Below are 20,084 nucleotides of genomic sequence, written 5' to 3' on the forward strand. Positions count from 1 at the left end.
TGATCCATTCATTACCGCCTCAAGGGACCGCAAATCAATGGCGAACCAATAATCCGAGACCAGCGCCTTGAGTTGACAACTGAAAAAAGAGAATGATGTTTGACGCCAGTAGACTGGTAAGCTGCATTTGATCGGGAGCGGATCATGATGAACTTGACGATTTTGGCATTCGCATTGGTGTCATTCATCGGCATCGCAACGCCAGGGCCGACAGTGCTGCTGGCGCTGACAAACGGCTCGCGTTTCGGTATCAGGACGGCATGCCTCGGCATGGCCGGTGCGGTGCTGTCGGATTTCGTCCTCATCGGTGCAGTGGCGCTGGGTCTCGGCGCCCTCCTCGCCGCGTCAGAATTCTGGTTCGCCATGGTCAAGTGGATCGGCGTCGGTTACCTCACCTTCCTCGGTATCATGCTGTTGCGATCCAAGGGAACGCTCGAGGTCCTGCATACGAGCGGCAGTGCAGGCTCTTCATCGCGAGCAGTATTTCTGAAGAGTTTCTTCGTCGCCGTCACAAATCCGAAGGGATATCTGTTTTTCTCGGCGTTTCTACCGCAGTTCGTCATGCCGGAATTGCCGCAGTTTCCGCAGTATCTGGCACTGGCGGTGACCTTCGCACTGATCGATTTTGCCGTCATGTTCGGCTACGCCGTTCTGGGTTCGCGTGCGGTGCGCCTGCTGAAGAAATCCGGTGCGCTGTGGCTCGACAGGATCTGCGGCGGTGCATTGCTTGCCCTCGCCGGTTCGCTCGCATTCTATCGACGGGCGAACGCATAGGTCCCTGACCCTGACTTACACCAAAATAATTACCCGACGCGCAACTGTCATGAACGAGTCTTATGATTCCATTGATTCTGCGCGTCGGGAAATTCAACAATGGACCATCACGACCTCAACCTGCGACCATTTCGCTTTGAAGAGATCGAAGCGTTACGATCGATCGAGAAATCCGCGCGCCTGCGTTATGCAGGATGGGACGGTCTCGAGATGGTGGTGGACGCTCCGTCGATCGCTGCGGAACGTTTTCTCAGTGGCGAAACAGTTGTCGCCGAAATCGATGGAAAATGCGTCGGCTATGTTCTGATGCAGCCGCTCGACGGATTGATGTACATCGCCAGTATCATGGTTGCTGCCGATTTCTCTGGCAGCGGCGTGGGCGCAGCATTTCTCGACGTGGTCAAGTCGCGTGCCAGGGACTTGAAACTATCGGGCGTCATGCTGACGACCTTCAGGGCACCGCGGTGGAATGGACCGTGGTTTCGCAAATATGGCTTTGAACCCATGCCGGAAGAACGGATCGGCCCTCGTCTGCGGGCAATACTCGACCGTCACGCGACGGTTCTCGACATGTCGAAACGCGAAACGCTGTGGGTTGAATGGACATAGACCGTTTATTGTATCAGTAGCAGGCCACGTTTTCTGCCGCCGTCGAACGTATCCATCGCCTTGAACAAACGTTCTCGCTTGATCAGCCAAGGCTTGTAATTTTCGTTCACGTCGAGAACGAAAACGGCATCCTCTGCCTCCAGATATCCACCGATGGGCGAATGGTGACCACCGCCGCCGCCGAAAATATCTTCCCGGGTAAAGTTTATGATGTAGCGGCGATCCGGATCATTGGCGTGTTTCATATGCTCGTGAAATTGCTCGGCGGTCAGGTCGCGGATGACCGAGACTTTTCGCTCGGTGTGGGCGCGGGCGACTTCGGCTAGCTCGTCCAGGGTGAGGCCGATGATGCAGAAGCCTGTCCAGCATTTGCCCGTGCCTTCGAGGACCTGCGCTTCCGTGGTTTCCTCCTCGCCAATGGAGCGGAAGGCATTTGCGATGCTTGCCGGACCACACCGGGTACCATTGGACTGCCAGATTACATCCGAGTTGAATGTAGCGGCGACCGGAAGGCGCCATGCACGCTCTACGAGGTCCGGTGTACGGATGACCGATGCCTCTATTGCCTTGGGTGAAACGCTGGATTGGCCGGCAATAAAAACAGCGGTGGTGCCCAGCAAACCGGCGCACACGGCTAAACCGAAAATGAGGCCACGTTTCATCACCGGCACTCGCAGATTGAGCAAGGATGAAGATTACCGTATGGAGCCCGACGCAGCAAATTATGCGTGCTTTCTGCAGCGCCGTCACCGGCGGGAGCTGATGTATTGTCCACCGGAAGACATACTATTGACGCCGGTTCAAGCGAGTTTTTTAATATCCTGGTCGCTGGGTCTGTCAATGGCACATCAGCGATTGAGAGACATAAAAGTGCTCCCGCCTTTGGTGGTAGGAGGAGCCATCATGTCTGTGCATCTCTTCGAAAAACTTACCTATGACGAAGACGATTGGTGCATTTTGGAGGAGGCCCACATCAGGGCTTGTGGCCTTCTCGGCGAACCGCCGGTATCCTACAAAAATGCCGATCGCCTGGCACGCCACATCATGAAACTGTTCAATGCGGGCGTCCGCGACTTTGAGATGATTGCGACGATTGCGGCCCATCGCGAAATCCTCCTGGATCGCAAAGCCACATATCATTGATTGCAGCAAAACATGTGTAATTGCCAAATCTTGGAAAGTTTGGTGGCTACTATGGCTGTAACGAAACTACAGCTCATCGGCATCAAGACAGACCCGCCAGCTCAAACCCCATCGGATAGCTCTTGACCGGCGATATCGTCATTCCAACTGATTAGCCGCCGGTGAATTGCCCGGGACTATCCTCGGTAGTAAAATCCCTACCCCAATAACAAGAAAAAGACTGGGGCGGGACCATGAGAAGAACTCGAAACTATTCTGACTTCGAAGAACGACGCACGCGGTCGTTTCTCGTCAAGGTCTGCGACTATGGCGTGGCCATATTGTTGCTGATAGGCGTCGGCTACTCGACTTACCTGGACATAGAAGCCCGTTTCATGCCGAGCGAACACGCGCTGTTGGCGGCACAGCGCGCCGAAACCAACGCCAAATCAACGATCAAATAAACCTCATCGCTTGATCAATCATCTTCCCGGCCAGCAGCCGGGTGCTAATCCCTTCAAGGCACACATCGATCGGAGAGGCTAACGATCTCTCCGTAGAGCCAGCTTGACATGAATTGTCCACGGGCGGACAATTCATCGTTGGGTCACAGACCCCGCAGGTGAGGTTCGGTCGTATGTGGCACTTCGATGGCCGAGCCTCACTGCGGACGGTCCGCTGCAGTCATTGCTTTTTCTGCAAACCGATCGCTGAATGATGCGTTGCGTGGAGTAGTCGCCCGCGAAGTCGACAGCGGCCACCGGCGGCCATCATTCAAGCCCAAGGAGAGCGCCGGGCCTCACCTGCTCCCGATCGGTATCAGACCTAAGACTCTGCGAAACCAGACCTTAGTCTGAGCATGCGCAGGCATTTGGTCCATATTGCCGCTGCCGTTTTGAGAGTACTTTAGCGGCGCCGGCACCACCCCCGGGCCGGCGAGGCCTGCTAAAAAGGACACCGCTTCTTTTTCACACAGCAGACTCAACCGACGCCCGACCTTCCGGTAAGTTGCATTCCGGAGGGTCGGGCTTTGTGCTTGCCGACGGCGGCACCATAGTCCGGTCGAAGCTCCGCCGATCCTGCAGAAAAGGGCTACTGGAGTTGGCCGTCGCCGCTTCTATCGGCCTTGGCAAAGTCGGCCATGACCTGGTTCATGAATTCCTTCTGGCTCACGTTGCCATTGCCGTCGCGGTCCGTCGCGGCAAATTGGGCCGGGGTCAGCACTTTGCCAACTTCGCCGGCGCGCAAACTGCCGTCCCCGTTCGTGTCCAGCTTCTTGAAAGCGTCATTCATGAAAGCCTGATATTCCGTCCGGTTCACCGAACCATTGTCGTTGGTATCGAGCTGATCCCGGTGGCCTTCATACATTGGTGTGGGCTGCTGCGCTGTCGCTACCGCGGTGCAAAGCAGGAGGGCCGAAACGGCCGTTGCAATTTTTGTTTTCATCTTGATGTCCCTTCTCGTTTTGCGGGCCTTAGCCACAAGCCAGGCGGTTGCCGATGTAGCCACCGCCGCCCAAACCGACTGCTGCACCGATGAGCCGGCCGGTACCGCCACCAATCGTGCTACCTATCAATCCACCGACGATCGCACCGCCTACGGTGCCGGCCATGCAGCCGAATTCCGCATTGTGGGCTCGAACGGACGGGTCCGACGACGACGACTGGCAGGCCGTCAAGGCGAAGCTGCCTACCAAAATGAGTGCCACTGCTGCTCGTTTCTTCATTGGTTTCTCCAGTTCTGTCGTTTCGTAAAATTGCGCGATATGCAAAATTGTCTTGGTTGGACCTCCCTGTGATAATTGTCGGCTTAAATCAGAGAATGACGGCATCAGTCCGGATCGGGCAGAGATCTGTCATTGCGACATCGCGCCAGGGGAAGGATGTCGCCGCGATCACTCTGGTAATCCTTTGCTGCCTGGCACTGGTCACGACGGTCATGCAAGCACATCCGTAACCGTAACCCGCACCAGGCACATTGGTCTCCACGAATTGCCGGTCGCCAAAAGCGGGGAGATTGTCGATACCTTTGGGATCCGGACGTTCTTGCGTCTGAATCCGCCACTCGCCGTCTCCGTCTGTCAGGATGAGGTTGCCGGGTGTCGGGCTGGAATACCAGCCGCACCGGCGCTCGGCGGAATAGACTGCTGCAGGTAGAATCATGGCCAGGCAGAAACAGATGCCGAATAGCGGGCACATGGAAATCTCCTCTCAACCAGGTCCCCGGAGCGGCAAGCCTATGGCTTCAGCTTTGTGTCCGGATGCTTCTCCTCGATCAGGTAGCAGTGGAGCGTAACGGGTGCTTTCATGACATCAGCAAGGGCACCGTCGATAAAATCGCAGGCGAGCAGATTGTCCGGATTAGTCTTGCGCGCCGACGCGACGTTGACGTTGACCTTGGCAGGGCCGGCGAGCCAATCGAGACGCTTCGTGTCAACCTTCGCGCCACTGACATGCGCGTGGCCACCGGTGCCCGGTATCTGCACAGTCTCGTCCTGCTGGTTAAGATCGATTTGGCCGATCTCGTTGGCACGCTTCGCGGCGCTCCGCTTAGGATCGCCGTAATAGTCGGCGAAGACAACGATCCCCTCCTTTTCGGCCGCGAGCCTCGCAGCCGCTTTCGGGGAGAGCGTAACGTTAACGTCGAAACCCATGCCATCCTGGGCCGTTGCCGGTATGGAGCCTGCCAATAGCATGATTGCTGCAATCGTTGTTGCGAGCGACGATCCATGGCGTTTCACAATCTGCCCTCCTTCAAACCCCTCACGCAAGTATCAATTCGCGGCCGGAACGGGGCAGCTCATATCGCCTTCCTGGCATTTCAGGTAACCCTCGAAGTTTTTGACCCGCAATTGCGTCAGGTCGTCCAGACATTGCGCGACGAGCATTGGCAGCATGCTTCCACCGGCAGCCAGTGAAGTCTGGAAATTGCACTCTGCGTCGCGAAATTTGGTCCAGTCCCGCTGTGCCTGAACGAGAAGCTTCCTGGTATTTGCGTCGTCTTTCAGACGGACTTCGATTTGCGTGTAAAGCTCATTGAGCTTTTTGTCGGATTTACCGAGTGAAGCACCGGCACACTGGTTCAGATCGTACTGAGTCTTGGCGTCGTCGTAGCATTTGTCTTGCGCAAAAGCGAAAGTCGGCATGGCCAGAACGATGGCGGCAGCCAGTGTCAGGGTTTTCATCGATTGTCCTCCGTTTAGAATCAAGAAACAGCCTCTGCATCCACCAGTGCCGTCAAATCCGGCATGTCTGTCCCGCCATCCGAAGGCTACTGCAAGCGGCCGCTCCCGCCTCTGCCAGCCGCAGTAAAATCCTTCATGACACTGCTCATGATACTGACCAAACTGTGCAACTTGCAAAAATGTTGCATGAAAGTGCAGCATCAGGCAAGTTTAGATTGATGCAGTCGGTTAAATTTTAAATTAGAATTTGCTAGCAAATTCGAAGTTTCCCCGATTTTGCGTAACGGCGAGAAGGATGACTGATTCCGATCGTTAAAGGCAGGAGACTGGCTTGGCTGTTTGCCACGACTATTCTCGGTTTGGTGACTTTTACTCTTCCGCTCTTGGTGCAATCTGATACATAAATTAATACTCAACTGATGGATTATTGCCGAGTGCGCCTGGCAATTGGATCATCGCGCGGCCCCCCTGCTACGGGGTTGCAGCGTTCTGCCTTTCGATGAAGCTGGCAAAGCCACGGCCTTCACCTGTCCCGATTTGGGCACCGCGGAGAACATCCATTCGAATGCGATGGCGAGCCCAAGTCCGGAAAGCACGGCATTCCATAAGGGAGGCCTGCCTGCCCTTTGCTGGAACACCTCTGTGGCTTCAGCGCTCTCGCTCCTCGCTCTAGCTCGGCTGCGAGCGAGCGCAACCATAATTATATGTCATGAAGGTAGATGGAACCTACCGAGACCCGTAAGCCTGATTCAGCGGTCCGTTAAGGGGCGTTATAGTCCTCGAATACCTCTTTTGAGCAGATAGACGCCCCTCAATGGCGCATTGTACTGTGCCCTGAAGGATACTTCGGAGGAGGTAGCCATGCCGCAACGGACTGTGTGGCATCGGACCCGAGATATGGGTCGTCTGTTCCACGAATTCGGCCCCGGGATGCAACCACTAAGGTTTCTGTGGAGCCTAGCCCACGGCAAGTCCCATGACGGAACAATGTTATTCAGAGTGCGTTCACTTGGCCATCAACCAATATCCGTCAGACCGGGCACCAGCGATCTGGTAGTGCTTTATGAGACTTTCGGTGCGTCATATGATGCACCCCCATCAATTCTTTCAAGGGAAAAAGCGACACGCATTTGGGACCTTGGCGCAAATATTGGTCTGACCGTCGCGCTGTACGCTGCTGCCTTTCCACTAGCGAGGATAAGTGCCGTGGAGCTGGATGCGGCTAATGCCGATCTCGCACGCACCAATACCATCACGTTTGGTTCGCGCTGCGAGATCATTACAGGAGCTGTATGGTTCGAGGATCGAGAAATCGAATATGTCATTGACGCGGGCATGGAACACGGCGCACATGTCACCGAAGCCGCTAATTCCCCGACACGGAATTCGCCCGCTTGGTCACTCAATACTCTTTTCAAGAATGACGACCTGATCGACTTTGTAAAGATGGATATCGAGGGAGCGGAAGCGTTGGTGCTTACGCGAAATACCGAATGGTCCACCAAGGTTGCCTGTCTCAAGGTTGAATGTCACTCGCCCTACACCGTTGCGCAAGCGGTAGCCGACCTGGAGCCACTGGGCTACGAAGTTGAACAAGAGTCGAGACATTGGGCCTCAGTCTTTGCGATCAAACCTTTTTTAGTCGGGCAATCGCGGACGTTGCCATCGCACTAGGCACAATCGTGAGGGCGATGAATTCTGGCTGATCCCGAGGCCGGGGCGTCGACCGCTCTTTCCGGGGAAGGCGACATGCTCCCCCGATTACGAGCCGCAACAGTGGGAACAAAGCGACGGTTTATTCGTTTCTGACTCGCCGACCTAGTCATTCCTTTTTTATAGTGCGGCACTGAATGCAATGATGCGCGTTTGTGCGTCGGCACCGCCCGCTTCGCATCCGTCAGGGTAAGAGGTCTCCCGTGTTGGATAACCCAGTGGGTGAGGAATTTGGCGGCGTCTCGACCCAGAAGCGCCAAAACGTAGTTCTCGTTACGGGGGCATCGGGGTTTATCGGGACTGAACTTGTCAAACAACTTGAGGCGGCAGGCAACCGGGTGATTTGCACGTCGCGAGAACCACCAGGTGGCGGTACGCCATACGTCCGTCTGCCTTCTATGGACGAGCCTGCAAGTACCTTCGAAAGTGTCTTGGAGAACGTCGATCATGTCGTGCATCTAGCCGCCATCCATCACGCCAAGCGAGCAGTATCAGCCGAAGAATATTATGCCGCTAATTGTCTCCTGACCGGTAAACTGGCCGCGGCTGCGCATAAAAAGATTACCGGAAAATTCGTCTTCACATCATCGATCCGGGCGCAGTGTGGCAGCGTATTCGACGGTGTCTTGCGGGAAAGCGACCCGCCGCAGCCAACAGATGACTACGGTCGGGCAAAACTCGCCGCAGAGGCCGAAATTGCAGCTGCTATGCCCCGCCGGAATTATACGATCCTCCGGCCGGTTCTGGTCTACGGCCCTAACGCTACCGGTAACCTTGCCAAGCTCATGCGGCTTGCTGCATTGCCCATCCCCCTGCCCCTGAAGTCGCTGCCTGGCAAAAGGTCGCTGCTTGACCTCGGCGCACTTTGCGCGGCGATCTTCCATAGTCTGCAAGAGCCGAAGACGGATGGCGAAACATTCATCGTTGCGGACAACTCACCTCTGACGATGGGGGAAATGGTGACCGCGATGCGCCGCGGGATGGGCCACAGTCCCCGATTGTTTTCCGTCCCGGAAGCGTTTTTGAATATCGCCGCGAAGATGACCGGTCAAACCGATCGCAAGCAAAGACTGTACAAGGATCTTGTTGCCAGCTCGGCCAAACTCCAGTCCACTGGCTGGGTGGCCGTGGATGATTCAATGCGGCGATTGGAGGAGGTGTCAACAACGATAACTTCAGCTCAGCGGGCGATGTCATCTCTTGCAGCAAGATATTCATTCTTGTTATTGCCACGCGATTTTCGCTGACACCATATCGAACTACCTGGTTTCATCCGGCAATTGAATTGGTGGACTCAACGTCAACGGCGGAACTGGCCCCGGCTCAGGATTGGGAATAGGCGGATCGTCCGGCAGTGGCGGGGTCGGTTCCGGCTCTGGAGCAGGTATTGGATCACCCATATCAATGTCTCCTTATAACGAGCTCCTAACTGCTTACCGTAAGGGAATGTTCCGCCCGCGAAACGCCCTAACAAGGCGTCGCGCTAAGGCCAAGGGTGTGAAAAGTCTAAACTCGGATTCAAACCGAGTCTAAACATTCGCAAACGTCACCAGATAAGTTATTGAAAAAATGGCGATCCCGACTGGATTCGAACCAGTGACCGTCGGCTTAGAAGGCCGGTGCTCTATCCAGCTGAGCTACGGGACCAATATGAGTTCCCGTGGAGAGCGATCTTCCCCGGGAAAAATCGAAAAACGCTGTTCTAATGTGTCCAGGGCTGCTTGCGGTCGAAGCGGAAGTTTTCCGAATAAGACACGACACGGCGGCGTGTTTCCTTGGGTTCCTGGACGACATAGTCAATGGCATTTTTCTGCGCGTAAGCGATCGCCTCTTCCTTCGTCTCGAAAGTCAGGCGGATCTGGCTCTTCATGTCGCGCGATGACGTATAACCCATCAGCGGTTCAATCTTGCGCGGCTGCTCCGGCTCGAACTCAAGCATCCAGGTATCGGTCTTGGCCTTGCCGGATTGCATTGCGGTTTTTGCCGGGCGGTAGATGCGTGCTGCCATTGAAGAGATTCCCTTGTCTGCAATCCCGATATATTACAGGCTTCAATTCAGTTCCAGCAGCATTTGCCTGGGAAATGGTCGGAGCGGCAGGATTCGAACCTGCGACCCTCTGGTCCCAAACCAGATGCGCTACCAGGCTGCGCTACGCTCCGTCCTTTGACGTTGCTGTCCCTAGAGTTTTCACCGTCGGAAAGCAATAGCCCAAAACACGAAAAAAGCAGAAAACCGAAGGAATGGTTTGCAAAGGCAATTTGTGGCACCAAAAGTCCCACGCAAATTACAAACCTGCTCGAAGATCCGCTTCCTCGCCCATCCGGTGGCAACTTGACAGAAAAGTGAAGCCAGGAACCATAAAAGTTGACCTTTTGGTTTGGTCATCGCAACCGAGAAGGTTAGATCGATGGTTAAACGCAATTCACTATCGAATCCCCGGAGTTTGCAAATGAGTGCTTCGAACGATTATACGCCGCCGAAGGTCTGGACCTGGACAAAAGAGAGCGGTGGTCACTTCGCGAATATCAACAGGCCGATCGCCGGGCCGACACATGAGAAAGAGCTGCCGATCGGCCGCCATCCGCTTCAGCTCTATTCTCAAGGTACGCCGAATGGTGTGAAGGTTACCATCATGCTCGAAGAGCTTCTGGCGCTTGGCCACGGTGGCGCGGAGTATGACGCCTGGTTGATCAATATCAATGACGGTGACCAGTTCGGTAGCGGCTTTGTCGCAATCAATCCAAACTCGAAAATACCCGCTTTGGTGGATCGTAGCGGCCCGAAACCCATCCGGGTTTTCGAGTCCGGTTCTATCCTTGTTTATCTCGCGGAGAAATTCGGTGCGTTCCTTCCCACCGAAACAGCGGCGCGGGCCGAATGCCTGTCATGGTTGTTCTGGCAGATGGGTAGTGCGCCCTATCTGGGAGGCGGGTTCGGCCATTTCTACGCCTACGCGCCGACCAAGATCGAATATGCAATCGACCGATTTGCGATGGAAACCAAACGTCAGCTCGATGTGCTCGACCGCCGCCTCGCTGAAAGCGAATATCTGGGAGGCAGCGAATACACCATCGCCGATATTGCGGTTTGGCCGTGGTATGGCGGATTGGTCAAGGGCCGGCAATATGACGCCGCGGAATTTCTGCAAGTGCAGGAATACAAGAACGTGTTGCGTTGGGCCAACCAGATTGAAGAACGCCCGGCAGTCCGGCGCGGCCGGATGGTCAATCGCACCTCCGGTGAACCCTCGACCCAGTTGCGCGAGCGTCACGATGCGAGCGACTTCGAAACGAAGACCCAGGACAAATTGGCCGCCAAAGGATGATCGCCTGCTAAAACCAGAGTTTGCGCGGCGTTGCAAACTGTATCTTGATGCCGGCAGCATTGACTTGCCTGCCGGCGATTCAGGCAGCTTCTTCGTCGAGAGTTCTCGTCGGACTGAAAACCTGAAACGTGTTCCGTCCTGCAGCTTTGGCAGCGTAAAGGGCAGTATCGGCATGCTTTACGACGTCGGAAGGCACGCAGTCATTGATGAGCGCGATACCCACTGAAGCCCCCAGCTTTGGCTGGCCGAAGAACTCCAAGGGTTTACTCAGAGAAACGACGATCTGCTGCGCAAGGTCTGTGATCGCATCCTCGCCAAATTGGGATCCGAGCAAAATGGCGAATTCGTCGCCGCCAATTCGAGCTACAATCTCGGTGTCGTGACATAAAGTAAGAAGCCGATTGGCAACCTCTTTCAGACACTCGTCGCCGACGGGGTGCCCCAGGCTGTCGTTGATACTTTTAAAACCGTCGAGATCGATCAGGAGCAATGCGCCGCGCGGGCTTTCACCGGCATCCAGTTTGCATAAATCTGCAAGTCTCATCTGGAACTGGCTGCGATTGGCCAGTCCAGTCAAAAGATCAAAGTCGGCCAGATAGCGGGTACGATCCAACAAAATCTTTTGCTCGGTGATGTCCTGTTTCATGCCAAAAATGCGGACAGGTACGTCATTTTCGGATTCGACAGTGGCAGTAATTCGTATCCAGCGGCGATTGCCCTGCACGGTTATGATTTCGGCGTCCATCTCGAAACCGCTGCGATCTTCAATTGCTCTTTTGCGGCGTCGCTGGAGTTCTTTCGCGGTGTTCTCCGCATAGCATTCCACGATCTGGTTTCGATTAAGATTCGACCCGCGCGGCAGGTCAAAGATGTCATAGACCACGTCGGTCCAATGCAATGTCTCGTCGGGAAGGCTGCACTCCCACACGCCAATACGAGCAGCCACCGACGCTCGCGCGAAGATTTTTCGACTGTGTTCCAGTGCAGTGGCCTGATCGCGGATCAGCAATTCCTTAGCCTGTAACTCCGCATTCAAGCGGGCAATGACGGCGGACTCGAGCAGAGGGACATCGGACATATAAAACTCTGTTGCTTAGAGCGGGACGGGGATAGGAACGCGAAAGTCATTAATACACTCTATGAAGCGGCTCCGTCTCGCGGAAAATCGATGCGGTGGCGGGAACCCCATTCCGCTTAACACCAGATCGCCAGTGGAGTCCTCTCAGACCGTCGGGCTTCGCCGCACCTGCCAGGCAAGTCGCGCAAGCGCGCCGCCGACGCTGATCAATTGAATTCCGAGCAGCAATCCGACGAGCCATAGCGCCGTGACCGGCAGGCTTGCCCAAAGCACCAGAGAGAGCAGGACACCGACGAGGCCGCTGGCCAGCACCCAGCCCCAATAGGGAAATGGACGGATTGTCAGTGCAAAGACGATCTTTGAGATGCCTTCGATCATGAAGAACACGATGAGAAGGAGCGTGACCGTCAGCAGGCCCTGCGCCGGGTCACGCAGGAAGAGGAAGCCGATAAGGAAGGCAAGGATAACGGAAATAAGTTGCAGCCAAAAGTGCGGCACATGTCTCGCTCCCACCAGGCTGATCCCCTGCGCAACGCCACTGATGATCAACAGCCAGCCCAACATGATGATGACCGCTACCGACGATAAAATGGGATAGATGATCGCCAGGACGCCTGCTACGACGAGAAGCGCGCCTTGGATGAGATACCACAACGAGTATCGCTTGACCGTTTCCCGCATGGCCGCGCGGAAAACCTCCGCGGCCGAATCCAACGACATCGTCATGACCTGCTCCACTTCTCCAGTGCCCCACCTACTGCCGAAACAGCCGTATCCCGGCGATCCTGAATTGCGTATTTACGATGAACAAGTACGTAACTGTAACACGCCTGACAGCTGATGATTATCAACGGTATTCGCCAGACGCTGCGGCTGGCACGATGAAGTACGACCTCTCCTCCATGAGAGGTAGCACCTCTCCCCGGACCTACGTCTTTTGACGATGTGACTACGCCGATTTCAGCAGCCAACAAGCACGAAGTCCGACGCCTTCTACGTTGCGGGGTAAGGTAAGATGAACCGTCAGCAATCTTGAATGAAATAAATCGAGAGGGATGGGAATATGTCAACAAATTCAGAGCGGCACCTACCACCCAGCCGGGCACGACGTCACTTCCTCGGCCTGACTTTCGCCATCGGCGCCAGAGTTGCAGCGGCAAGCGCAGCCGCGATGATTATTCCTTCGTTGCCCGCTCAAGCCAAGCGCAAAGAAAATTCTGGTCGTGGCCCCAAGGGCGGCGGTGGCGGTAATAATTGTTTCCTCCGAGGCACCTCGATTATGACCCCGGCAGGCGAGACGCGCATCGAGGAGCTCGCAATCGGTGACATCGTTGAAACCGTGCGCGGAGAAACCCTGGCAATCAAATGGATCGGTCGCCGCCTTTACAAGAAGAGCGGCTCATCCTGGCCTGAAAACGTGATGCCAATTCGTGTTTCACGCCAGGCTCTCGACGAGCGGACGCCCCGCAAAGATCTTTATCTTTCTCCCGACCATGCTCTATTCATCGATGGCGTCCTCATCCGTGTGAAGGAGCTTGTAAACGGGATTTCGATCGTTCCCGCCCTTCCCGCCGAGCAGGAAAACATCGAGTATTTCCAGATCGTGCTCGATACCCATGAAGTGATCCTGGCCGAGGGTACTCCAGCCGAGACATTCCTCCTCAGGGCAAACAATCATGAGAATTTCACGAACTTCGCTGAATATGATCGTCTTTATCCAGCAGACGGTCCGCGTCCTGCCATGACGCCTTTTGCGCCAGTCGTGGGCTATGAGGGCGGCCGACAGCACCTGAAGGCTCTTCTTCTCCTCGGGGCGTCTCCCTTTGTCCACTGGCGTGACCCTGTCCGTGACGTTTACGAAAGAATTGCGGTACGCGCCGGCCAACCAGTCAGTTGATCTGACAAGGAGGACGACAAAGCCTCCACACGAAACGGCAATCAAGCTTGCGCATATGTCCCATGCGCAAGCTTTTTTATGGCCCGCGCGATCAAAACGACTGACCAGTTCAGCAAGATGAAACGACGTGGACGTGTTCGGCGATCTCTCTTCAACCGCTTCTCACGGATCCCGGCGATCGGACTGACGCTTCATCTCTTCTGTTCGCAAAATTTTCGTTTGATGGTATTTGCAAACAAATTCTGCCTTATGGTTTCACCAGGTTGAATGCGATGACAGGATTGCCGTGAGCAGGTTGATATCGGAGCTGTATGAGGGAAACACCAACAGGGCCCACCGGTTCCGGTATGCGTTGCTGGCTTTCGATATCGCCACTGTCCTGTTCGTGATCGGTACATCCTTTCTTCCACGGACCCAGGTCGTCGAATGGGCAGATACGGGTATCGGTCTGATCATTCTGCTTGATCTGGTGGCCCGCTTTTCGACTGGCGAGATGTCGATGCGTTCAATCTTGCGGCCCTCTACGCTTGCGGATTTTGCCGCCGTTTTCTCTTTTCTTGCCCCTCTTTCCGGTGAGGGTTTCGGATTTCTACGCATTCTTCGCACCCTTCGGTTACTTCACACCTATCAGGTTCTCGCCCGACTGCGCGCTGACTTCCCGTTTGTGCGCCAACACGAGGATGCGCTGATCGCCGTCCTCAATCTCCTGGTGTTCCTGTTCATCATGACAGGCGTGGTTTACGAGACGCAGCACCGGACCAATGCCGAGATCGCCAACTATGCCGACGCGCTGTATTTTACCGTCACCGCCCTCACCACAACCGGTTTTGGCGACATCACGCTCGAGGGGACGAGCGGCCGTTTGATATCCGTGTCGATCATGATTTTTGGCGTTACGCTCTTCTTGCGCCTTGCTCAAGTGCTGTTTCGGCCAAATAAAGTTCGCTATCTATGTTCGACTTGTGGACTCAACCGGCATGATCCCGATGCAGTGCATTGCAAAGCCTGTGGAGCTATTGTCAATATCGAAAACGAGGGCGAAGGCTGAGAGCCCGTTTTGAAACTCTACTGCAGCGGTCATCTGACGCGATTTTCTGTGCTTCCGGTGCTCACGTACTTTAAGTACGCTGCGCTCCGGTTCTCGAAAACCGCGCCATATGTCTCGCCGCAGCGACTTTCCAAAAGGACTCTGAGGCCCGATTAGCGGAAGTTTGACCGATACGAAGGAGGATAAACCGTGTTCTACGCGATCTTGGCCTATCACGAGGAGGAAGTGGTCGAATCATGGACCAAAGAGGAAGATGCGGCGCTGATGGCCGAACTGCTCGAGGTCAATGAGCGCCTCGTCCGCGAAAAGCGTTTGGGCCCGGCCGCACGGCTTGGTCCGACGGGGCGCGCCGTGACCTTGCGGGGCAAGGATGCCGGCATGATCATCGATGGCCCTTTTGCCGAGACCAAAGAGCAGTTGCTCGGCTTCTACATCGTGGATTGCCCGACGCTTGAGGACGCCGTTGCGGCCGCACGCGACCTGCGCCGTGCCAATCCGACTGCCGTTTATGAAATCCGCCCAATCCTGCTCTATCGCCCGGGTGCACCGCTGCCGACCGAACACGAGAGTTCATAGAGCACTAGAGCAATTCCTTTTTCTCGAATCACGGAATTGCTCTAACTCTTTGTTTTTACGCATTTCCGAACGCAAAACCGGTTCCCACTTTTGCTGGAATTGCTCTAGAGCTCAAACGCCGCCTGCCCCTCATCGCTCGCGGTGACAATGCTGGCGGCAAGAGCGCGGGTGATTCTCGATTTCTTTTCGAGAGCAGCGAGGTCCAGCCGCTCGACAATGCGATTGGCGGTAGAGAGCGAGCGCTCGATATGGCTGACGAGGAAGTTGATGACGTTGGGATCAACGGCAATCTGCCGATCAGCGAAAAGCTTGTAGAGAACGCCCGAGAGCAGCGCGTCGTCCGGCGCGCCGATTTCCACGGTCGTCGCCGCTTTCAGGCGCGAAGCGAGATCCGGCAAGGTCACAGGCCAGTTGGCTGGCCATTTACGCGAGGTCATCAGCAGACTGGAGCCGCTCTGGCGCACGCTATTGATCAGGTGGAAAAGGCCGGATTCGTCGATCGGACCTGAGCCGATGTCGTCAATCAGGAACGGGCCCTTCTCGCCCGATGCGGTACCGATGCTCTGCGCATCGAGAACGATGGCATCGGATTCCGCTTTCCAGACCGCGGCAAGATGGGTTTTGCCCGAGCCTGTTGGACCGGCCAACACGACGATGGGCGATATCCAGGCCGGCCAGCGATCGACGATATCCACCGCAGCCATGTTGGATGCAGACACGATCAGATCGTCACGGGAATAGCCCGGTTCGTGGCCGAGATCGAGCGGCAGCTGGCGCGGTGTACTTACATCGGTCATGGAGCGATGAAATACAGCCAGCAACGCTGCACTGTCATCTGATTTCTTTGGTCTTCTCGTTTTTGCGATGTTCGCCTGTGTAGAGCGGGGATTGCTGATAGCGATGGATGACGAAGCGCACGAGAACGCCGACAGCGGCGGCTGTTGGCACGGCGATGAGCATGCCGGTGAAACCAAGCAGCGAGCCGAAGGCGAACAGCGCGAACATCAGCCAGACGGGATGGAGGCCCACGGACGAGCCGACGAGCTTCGGCTGAAGGATATTGCCCTCGATGAACTGTCCTATGCCGAACGCAAGAGCGACATAGAGAACATTAATGTAGTCGGGCCAGAACTGCACGAGCGCTACGCCAAGCGCCAAAAGCAGGCCGACCAGCGAGCCGACATAAGGAATGAAGCTGATCAGACCGGCAAACAGACCGATCAGCAGACCGAAATTCAGCCCGGTAACCGTGAGGCCGACCGCATATATGATACCGAGCAGGAGACACACCGTGCCCTGCCCGCGAACGAAACCGGCGATGGCTTTATTCATGTCGCGCGCTATGACCCGAACGGTATGGACATGCTCGCGTGGAACAAGCTTGTCGATCTCGGTAACCATGCGGTCCCAGTCGAGCAGCATATAAAATGCCACAACAGGCGTGACGACGAATAGTGCCACGACATCGATCAAGGTTTTGCCCGAACTCCAGATCGACTGCAGCAGGGTGGTAAGGAAGCCTGCGCCCTGCTGGAGAAGCGAATCCAGACTGCTGCGGATAACCGAAGCATCGACACCTATGAAATCCTTCAACCATTGCGAGTCGCGATTGGCGATGAGTTCCTGTAGTCGCGATACATAACTCGGCAAGCGCACGATAAAATCGCTCATCTGCGAAGCGAGCACAGGCACGAGGATGATGAGCAACAGCGCAAAGGTGACGACAAACAGGACGAGGATGACAATAGTCGCCAGCAGACGGGACAGGCCGAGACGCTGGAGATGGTCGGCGACAGGATCAAGAAAATAAGCGAGCACAAGTCCCGCGACAAAAGGCAGGAGAATCGATGAGAAGATGTAGAGGAAAAACGCCAGGAAAAGCATCGCGCCTGTCCAGAATACGGCCTGGCGGCGTACGCTTGCGCCAAGCGTGTTGACCTGAACATCCACATGAATGTCCTTGTCCGGAATTTCGACCGGACCAGGATCTGTTTTAGTCTTGCTTATGCTCTTGCTCATATCCCGCCATGTGTTTCGTCCACGCCATGAGATAGGCAGCCGCGGAAGCTGCGGTCAAGAGGGCAACTATCCATACGAGTACCATGCGGACGCCGGCGAGTGAAAAATCAAATGCAATATCCGCCAGTGTGACCGTGACAAGGATAATCTGAAACGCCGTATTCGCCTTCGACACGAACAACGGATGCATCTCCAACGGTTTGCCGATGACCGCACCGAGGAGCACAGCACCGATAATGAAGATATCGCGTGAAACGACGATGACGACCAGCCAGACTGGCAATTCCTTCACAAAACCAAGCACCACGAACAGCGAAACCAGAAGCAGTTTGTCGGCGATGGGATCGAGATAGGCACCGAGCTCTGACCCTTGATTGTAGCGCCGGGCAATGAAACCATCAATGCCGTCGGAGATGCCGGCGATAACGAAGCCTATCAGTGCGGCTCCGACATATCCGGACAGCAAGGCCATCACGATGAACGGCACGAGAATGAAACGGAAGATCGTGATGTAGTTGGGAATTGTCACCAGGGCGGATTCCTCCAGGCATGCATACAATCCTAAATGGCGTGGGTAAATGCTTTCCTCAACCCCAAACGGCGGCCAAACTGTCCATAAACGGGGTTTTCTTGACGGGAGGGTTACTCAGACCTTGCAGCAACGCCAGAGTCGTGCCATTTCGCGGGCAATAATCCGGAGCAGATCATGAATACCAAGAACGAGCCCGCCAAAGGTGGCAAGAATGGTCTTACCTACGCGCAGGCAGGCGTGGATATCGATGCCGGCAATCTGCTTGTCGAAAAGATAAAGCCGATCGTGCGTTCGACGCGCCGACCCGGCGCCGATGGCGAAATCGGCGGTTTTGGCGGACTTTTCGACCTGAAGGCCGCAGGTTTTACCGATCCCGTGCTGGTTGCGGCCAATGACGGTGTCGGCACCAAGCTCAAGATCGCCATCGATGCGGGCGTACACGACACCGTCGGCATCGATCTCGTCGCCATGTGCGTCAATGATCTCGTCGTGCAGGGCGCGGAGCCTCTGTTCTTTCTCGATTATTTCGCCACGGGCAAGCTCGATCCAGATCAGGGCGCGGCTATCGTCAGCGGGATTGCCGAAGGCTGCCTGCAGGCCGGTTGTGCGCTGATCGGTGGCGAAACGGCGGAAATGCCGGGCATGTATCGTGATGGCGACTATGACCTTGCCGGCTTTGCTGTGGGCGCAGCCGAGCGCAATCAATTGTTGCCGTCCGGTGACATTGCCGAGGGCGATGTCATTCTCGGCCTCGCTTCTTCCGGTGTACACTCCAACGGATTTTCGCTGGTACGGCGCATCGTTGAGCTTTCCGGCCTCGGATGGGATGCCGACGCGCCGTTCAAGACCGGCACGACGCTTGGCGAGGCCCTGCTGACGCCAACGCGGATCTATGTAAAGCCGCTGCTCGCAGCAATTCGCGAGACCAATGCGATCAAGGCGCTCGCGCATATTACCGGCGGCGGGTTCCCGGATAATATTCCCCGCGTATTGCCGAAGACCCTGACCGCAAGCATCAACTTGTCGGCCATCAAGGTTCCGCCGGTGTTCTCGTGGCTGGCAAAGACTGGCGGCGTCGAGCGCGATGAAATGTTGCGGACGTTCAATTGCGGTATCGGCATGATTGCCGTTGTTGCGCCGGACAATGTCGATGCTGTGCTTGCGGCTCTGAACGCACAGGGTGAACAGCCTGTTCGGCTCGGCACGATGGTTGCACGCAGCGACGCCGGTGTGGTCTATCAGGGCACGCTGGCGCTGTGAGCACACCGAGGAAACGTGTCGCCATCCTGATATCCGGCCGCGGCTCCAATATGAGCGCGCTCATCGAAGCTGCAAAGAACGCAGACTATCCGGCGGAAATCGTTGCGGTTATTGCCAACAAGCCGGATGCCGGCGGGCTGGAAACAGCACGGACACAGGGCATTCCGGCATTTGCCATTCCCCATCGCAACTTTGCTTCGAAGCGCGAGCATGAAAAGGCCGTTTCCGAAACGCTGCAGGCTGTGAAGGCCGACATCGTCTGCCTTGCGGGTTACATGAGAATTATCTCGCCGGAATTCGTAAGTGAGTGGGAGGGAAAGATGCTCAATATCCATCCTTCCCTGCTGCCGCTGTTCAAAGGCCTCCACACGCATGAGCAGGTGCTCGAAGCCGGAATGCGTGTGCACGGCTGCACCGTGCATTTCGTCACTGCCGGCACGGACGAAGGGCCGATCATTGCGCAGACGGCAGTGCCGGTGGAGAGCGGGGATACGACCGACACGCTCGCTGAACGGGTGCTGTCAGTGGAGCACGAAACCTATGTACGGGCGCTCGCGCTGGTTGCAAGCGGCAAAGCCGTGATGAAGGACGGGCGGACGGTTTTTAAGTATTGATCCACACTAGGCGGCAAAGGGGACCTTATGCGGCATCTTTCTTGTTTTTCGACAGTCGCGAAAAAGACAGGCGCAGGCCCAAAGCTTCGGCTACTTTTGTGATTGTTGCGAACTCTGGATTGCCCTCGCCACTCAAGGCTTTGTAAAGTGTCTGGCGGGTGAGGCCGGTCTTACGCGCAAGTTCGGTGAAACCCCTTGCGCGCGCGATTGTACCCAAAGCGCGGGCTATTTCCGAAGGCGTACCATCTTCACAAACCGCCAGCAAATATTCTTCAATCATCTCTTCGGAGTCGAGGTGGTGAGCGGTATCGTAAGTGCTCAAATTTATCATG

Annotated in this window: 25 protein-coding genes and 2 tRNA genes; 12 read left to right on the forward strand and 15 right to left on the reverse strand. The window is 55.8% G+C overall.

Annotation, left to right across the window (positions count from 1 at the left end; translation table 11 throughout):
- Window positions 1–144 precede the first annotated feature (144 nt).
- The gene (locus N8E88_RS29395) at window positions 145–774 is read left to right on the forward strand and encodes a LysE family translocator (protein WP_262293606.1); all 630 of its coding nucleotides are present in this window, start codon (window positions 145–147) and stop codon (window positions 772–774) included.
- A gap of 99 nt (window positions 775–873) precedes the next feature.
- A complete protein-coding gene (locus N8E88_RS29400; RefSeq protein ID WP_262293607.1) occupies window positions 874–1,383 on the forward strand; it encodes a GNAT family N-acetyltransferase in 510 nt (169 codons plus the stop codon).
- Window positions 1,384–1,388: 5 nt separating this feature from the next.
- Here N8E88_RS29400 and N8E88_RS29405 read toward each other — a convergent pair whose 3' ends face one another.
- A complete protein-coding gene (locus N8E88_RS29405; RefSeq protein ID WP_262293608.1) occupies window positions 1,389–2,045 on the reverse strand; it encodes a phytochelatin synthase family protein in 657 nt (218 codons plus the stop codon).
- A gap of 241 nt (window positions 2,046–2,286) precedes the next feature.
- On the opposite strand from N8E88_RS29405, the gene N8E88_RS29410 reads away from it, so the two are divergent.
- Both N8E88_RS29410 and N8E88_RS29415 read left to right on the forward strand, forming a co-directional pair.
- A complete protein-coding gene (locus tag N8E88_RS29410) occupies window positions 2,287–2,526 on the forward strand; it encodes a hypothetical protein (protein ID WP_262293609.1) in 240 nt (79 codons plus the stop codon).
- A gap of 233 nt (window positions 2,527–2,759) precedes the next feature.
- Window positions 2,760–2,969, forward strand: a complete 210-nt coding sequence (locus N8E88_RS29415) for a hypothetical protein (RefSeq protein WP_262293610.1) — start codon at window positions 2,760–2,762, stop codon at window positions 2,967–2,969.
- 628 nt (window positions 2,970–3,597) lie between these two features.
- Here N8E88_RS29415 and N8E88_RS29420 read toward each other — a convergent pair.
- From N8E88_RS29420 to N8E88_RS29440, 5 genes are all read right to left on the reverse strand, one after another.
- A complete protein-coding gene (locus tag N8E88_RS29420) occupies window positions 3,598–3,951 on the reverse strand; it encodes an EF-hand domain-containing protein (RefSeq protein ID WP_262293611.1) in 354 nt (117 codons plus the stop codon).
- Between the two features lie 28 nt (window positions 3,952–3,979).
- Window positions 3,980–4,231, reverse strand: a complete 252-nt coding sequence (locus N8E88_RS29425; RefSeq protein WP_262291732.1) for a YMGG-like glycine zipper-containing protein — start codon at window positions 4,229–4,231, stop codon at window positions 3,980–3,982.
- Window positions 4,232–4,319: 88 nt separating this feature from the next.
- A complete protein-coding gene (locus tag N8E88_RS29430) occupies window positions 4,320–4,703 on the reverse strand; it encodes a DUF4087 domain-containing protein (protein WP_262293612.1) in 384 nt (127 codons plus the stop codon).
- A 38-nt stretch (window positions 4,704–4,741) separates the two neighbouring features.
- Window positions 4,742–5,245, reverse strand: coding sequence for a hypothetical protein (locus N8E88_RS29435; RefSeq protein ID WP_262293613.1), 504 nt, complete (start codon window positions 5,243–5,245; stop codon window positions 4,742–4,744).
- A 33-nt stretch (window positions 5,246–5,278) separates the two neighbouring features.
- A complete protein-coding gene (locus N8E88_RS29440; protein WP_262293614.1) occupies window positions 5,279–5,689 on the reverse strand; it encodes a lysozyme inhibitor LprI family protein in 411 nt (136 codons plus the stop codon).
- An 897-nt stretch (window positions 5,690–6,586) separates the two neighbouring features.
- Here N8E88_RS29440 and N8E88_RS29445 point away from each other — a divergent pair.
- Together N8E88_RS29445 and N8E88_RS29450 are read left to right on the forward strand one after the other, a co-directional pair.
- Window positions 6,587–7,363 (forward strand): FkbM family methyltransferase, encoded by a 777-nt coding sequence (locus N8E88_RS29445; protein WP_262293615.1) that lies wholly within the window; start codon window positions 6,587–6,589, stop codon window positions 7,361–7,363.
- Between the two features lie 257 nt (window positions 7,364–7,620).
- The gene (locus N8E88_RS29450; RefSeq protein ID WP_262293616.1) at window positions 7,621–8,649 is read left to right on the forward strand and encodes an NAD-dependent epimerase/dehydratase family protein; all 1,029 of its coding nucleotides are present in this window, start codon (window positions 7,621–7,623) and stop codon (window positions 8,647–8,649) included.
- Window positions 8,650–8,972: 323 nt separating this feature from the next.
- On the opposite strand, the gene N8E88_RS29455 is transcribed toward N8E88_RS29450, so the two are convergent.
- The 3 genes from N8E88_RS29455 to N8E88_RS29465 all read right to left on the reverse strand — a co-directional run bounded on the left by N8E88_RS29455 (window position 8,973) and on the right by N8E88_RS29465 (window position 9,562).
- A tRNA-Arg gene (locus N8E88_RS29455) sits at window positions 8,973–9,049 on the reverse strand.
- Between the two features lie 55 nt (window positions 9,050–9,104).
- A complete protein-coding gene (locus N8E88_RS29460) occupies window positions 9,105–9,410 on the reverse strand; it encodes an ETC complex I subunit (RefSeq protein ID WP_262293617.1) in 306 nt (101 codons plus the stop codon).
- Window positions 9,411–9,485: 75 nt separating this feature from the next.
- Window positions 9,486–9,562 (reverse strand) — tRNA-Pro (locus tag N8E88_RS29465).
- 290 nt (window positions 9,563–9,852) lie between these two features.
- On the opposite strand from N8E88_RS29465, the gene yghU reads away from it, so the two are divergent.
- Window positions 9,853–10,728 (forward strand): glutathione-dependent disulfide-bond oxidoreductase, encoded by an 876-nt coding sequence (yghU, locus tag N8E88_RS29470; protein WP_262293618.1) that lies wholly within the window; start codon window positions 9,853–9,855, stop codon window positions 10,726–10,728.
- 79 nt (window positions 10,729–10,807) lie between these two features.
- Here the strand turns inward: yghU and N8E88_RS29475 are convergent, their stop codons facing one another.
- Both N8E88_RS29475 and N8E88_RS29480 read right to left on the reverse strand, forming a co-directional pair.
- A complete protein-coding gene (locus N8E88_RS29475; protein ID WP_262293619.1) occupies window positions 10,808–11,737 on the reverse strand; it encodes a diguanylate cyclase domain-containing protein in 930 nt (309 codons plus the stop codon).
- Between the two features lie 213 nt (window positions 11,738–11,950).
- Entirely contained in the window at window positions 11,951–12,532 is a 582-nt protein-coding gene (locus N8E88_RS29480) for an HdeD family acid-resistance protein (protein ID WP_262293620.1), read from the reverse strand.
- Between the two features lie 337 nt (window positions 12,533–12,869).
- On the opposite strand from N8E88_RS29480, the gene N8E88_RS29485 reads away from it, so the two are divergent.
- From N8E88_RS29485 to N8E88_RS29495, 3 genes are all read left to right on the forward strand, one after another.
- Window positions 12,870–13,703: a Hint domain-containing protein gene (locus N8E88_RS29485; protein WP_262293621.1), complete on the forward strand. Its 834-nt coding sequence runs from the start codon at window positions 12,870–12,872 to the stop codon at window positions 13,701–13,703.
- 286 nt (window positions 13,704–13,989) lie between these two features.
- Window positions 13,990–14,751: a potassium channel family protein gene (locus N8E88_RS29490; RefSeq protein WP_262293622.1), complete on the forward strand. Its 762-nt coding sequence runs from the start codon at window positions 13,990–13,992 to the stop codon at window positions 14,749–14,751.
- A gap of 189 nt (window positions 14,752–14,940) precedes the next feature.
- Window positions 14,941–15,327 (forward strand): YciI family protein, encoded by a 387-nt coding sequence (locus tag N8E88_RS29495; RefSeq protein WP_262293623.1) that lies wholly within the window; start codon window positions 14,941–14,943, stop codon window positions 15,325–15,327.
- 104 nt (window positions 15,328–15,431) lie between these two features.
- Here the strand turns inward: N8E88_RS29495 and hdaA are convergent, their stop codons facing one another.
- Genes hdaA through N8E88_RS29510 form a run of 3 tightly spaced genes read right to left on the reverse strand, consistent with a single transcriptional unit; the run spans window position 15,432 to window position 17,875 of the window.
- Window positions 15,432–16,124 carry a DnaA regulatory inactivator HdaA gene (hdaA, locus tag N8E88_RS29500; RefSeq protein WP_262293624.1) on the reverse strand — a complete coding sequence of 231 codons (693 nt, stop codon included), beginning with the start codon at window positions 16,122–16,124 and terminating at the stop codon, window positions 15,432–15,434.
- A 34-nt stretch (window positions 16,125–16,158) separates the two neighbouring features.
- The gene (locus N8E88_RS29505) at window positions 16,159–17,346 is read right to left on the reverse strand and encodes an AI-2E family transporter (RefSeq protein ID WP_262293625.1); all 1,188 of its coding nucleotides are present in this window, start codon (window positions 17,344–17,346) and stop codon (window positions 16,159–16,161) included.
- Complete coding sequence (locus tag N8E88_RS29510; RefSeq protein ID WP_262293626.1) at window positions 17,321–17,875, reverse strand: CDP-alcohol phosphatidyltransferase family protein; 555 nt, start codon at window positions 17,873–17,875, stop codon at window positions 17,321–17,323. Before N8E88_RS29510 ends, N8E88_RS29505 begins: the two co-directional genes overlap by 26 nt.
- A 177-nt stretch (window positions 17,876–18,052) precedes the next feature.
- On the opposite strand from N8E88_RS29510, the gene purM reads away from it, so the two are divergent.
- Both purM and purN read left to right on the forward strand, forming a co-directional pair.
- Window positions 18,053–19,138, forward strand: coding sequence for a phosphoribosylformylglycinamidine cyclo-ligase (gene purM / locus N8E88_RS29515; protein ID WP_262293627.1), 1,086 nt, complete (start codon window positions 18,053–18,055; stop codon window positions 19,136–19,138).
- Window positions 19,135–19,752: a phosphoribosylglycinamide formyltransferase gene (gene purN / locus N8E88_RS29520; protein WP_262293628.1), complete on the forward strand. Its 618-nt coding sequence runs from the start codon at window positions 19,135–19,137 to the stop codon at window positions 19,750–19,752. The genes purM and purN overlap by 4 nt, the downstream gene beginning before the upstream one ends.
- A gap of 25 nt (window positions 19,753–19,777) precedes the next feature.
- Here the strand turns inward: purN and N8E88_RS29525 are convergent, their stop codons facing one another.
- Window positions 19,778–20,083: an addiction module antidote protein gene (locus tag N8E88_RS29525; protein WP_262293629.1), complete on the reverse strand. Its 306-nt coding sequence runs from the start codon at window positions 20,081–20,083 to the stop codon at window positions 19,778–19,780.
- Between the last annotated feature and the right edge of the window lies 1 nt (window position 20,084).

The organism is Phyllobacterium zundukense (genome assembly GCF_025452195.1).
Classification (GTDB): Bacteria; Pseudomonadota; Alphaproteobacteria; order Rhizobiales; family Rhizobiaceae; genus Phyllobacterium; species Phyllobacterium zundukense_A.

Excerpts from the sequence above, each read along its gene's own strand:
- N8E88_RS29405 (WP_262293608.1), bottom strand. The coding sequence starts at position 2,045 with ATGAAACGTGGCCTCATTTTCGGTTTAGCCGTGTGCGCCGGTTTGCTG.
- N8E88_RS29410 (WP_262293609.1), top strand. The coding sequence starts at position 2,287 with ATGTCTGTGCATCTCTTCGAAAAACTTACCTATGACGAAGACGATTGG.
- N8E88_RS29420 (WP_262293611.1), bottom strand. The coding sequence starts at position 3,951 with ATGAAAACAAAAATTGCAACGGCCGTTTCGGCCCTCCTGCTTTGCACC.
- N8E88_RS29525 (WP_262293629.1), bottom strand. The coding sequence starts at position 20,083 with ATGATAAATTTGAGCACTTACGATACCGCTCACCACCTCGACTCCGAA.
- N8E88_RS29505 (WP_262293625.1), bottom strand. The coding sequence starts at position 17,346 with ATGAGCAAGAGCATAAGCAAGACTAAAACAGATCCTGGTCCGGTCGAA.
- N8E88_RS29485 (WP_262293621.1), top strand. The coding sequence starts at position 12,870 with ATGTCAACAAATTCAGAGCGGCACCTACCACCCAGCCGGGCACGACGT.
- hdaA (WP_262293624.1), bottom strand. The coding sequence starts at position 16,124 with ATGACCGATGTAAGTACACCGCGCCAGCTGCCGCTCGATCTCGGCCAC.
- N8E88_RS29445 (WP_262293615.1), top strand. The coding sequence starts at position 6,587 with ATGGGTCGTCTGTTCCACGAATTCGGCCCCGGGATGCAACCACTAAGG.
- N8E88_RS29425 (WP_262291732.1), bottom strand. The coding sequence starts at position 4,231 with ATGAAGAAACGAGCAGCAGTGGCACTCATTTTGGTAGGCAGCTTCGCC.
- yghU (WP_262293618.1), top strand. The coding sequence starts at position 9,853 with ATGAGTGCTTCGAACGATTATACGCCGCCGAAGGTCTGGACCTGGACA.
- N8E88_RS29460 (WP_262293617.1), bottom strand. The coding sequence starts at position 9,410 with ATGGCAGCACGCATCTACCGCCCGGCAAAAACCGCAATGCAATCCGGC.
- purM (WP_262293627.1), top strand. The coding sequence starts at position 18,053 with ATGAATACCAAGAACGAGCCCGCCAAAGGTGGCAAGAATGGTCTTACC.
- N8E88_RS29430 (WP_262293612.1), bottom strand. The coding sequence starts at position 4,703 with ATGTGCCCGCTATTCGGCATCTGTTTCTGCCTGGCCATGATTCTACCT.
- N8E88_RS29400 (WP_262293607.1), top strand. The coding sequence starts at position 874 with ATGGACCATCACGACCTCAACCTGCGACCATTTCGCTTTGAAGAGATC.
- N8E88_RS29440 (WP_262293614.1), bottom strand. The coding sequence starts at position 5,689 with ATGAAAACCCTGACACTGGCTGCCGCCATCGTTCTGGCCATGCCGACT.
- N8E88_RS29480 (WP_262293620.1), bottom strand. The coding sequence starts at position 12,532 with ATGACGATGTCGTTGGATTCGGCCGCGGAGGTTTTCCGCGCGGCCATG.
- N8E88_RS29415 (WP_262293610.1), top strand. The coding sequence starts at position 2,760 with ATGAGAAGAACTCGAAACTATTCTGACTTCGAAGAACGACGCACGCGG.
- N8E88_RS29395 (WP_262293606.1), top strand. The coding sequence starts at position 145 with ATGATGAACTTGACGATTTTGGCATTCGCATTGGTGTCATTCATCGGC.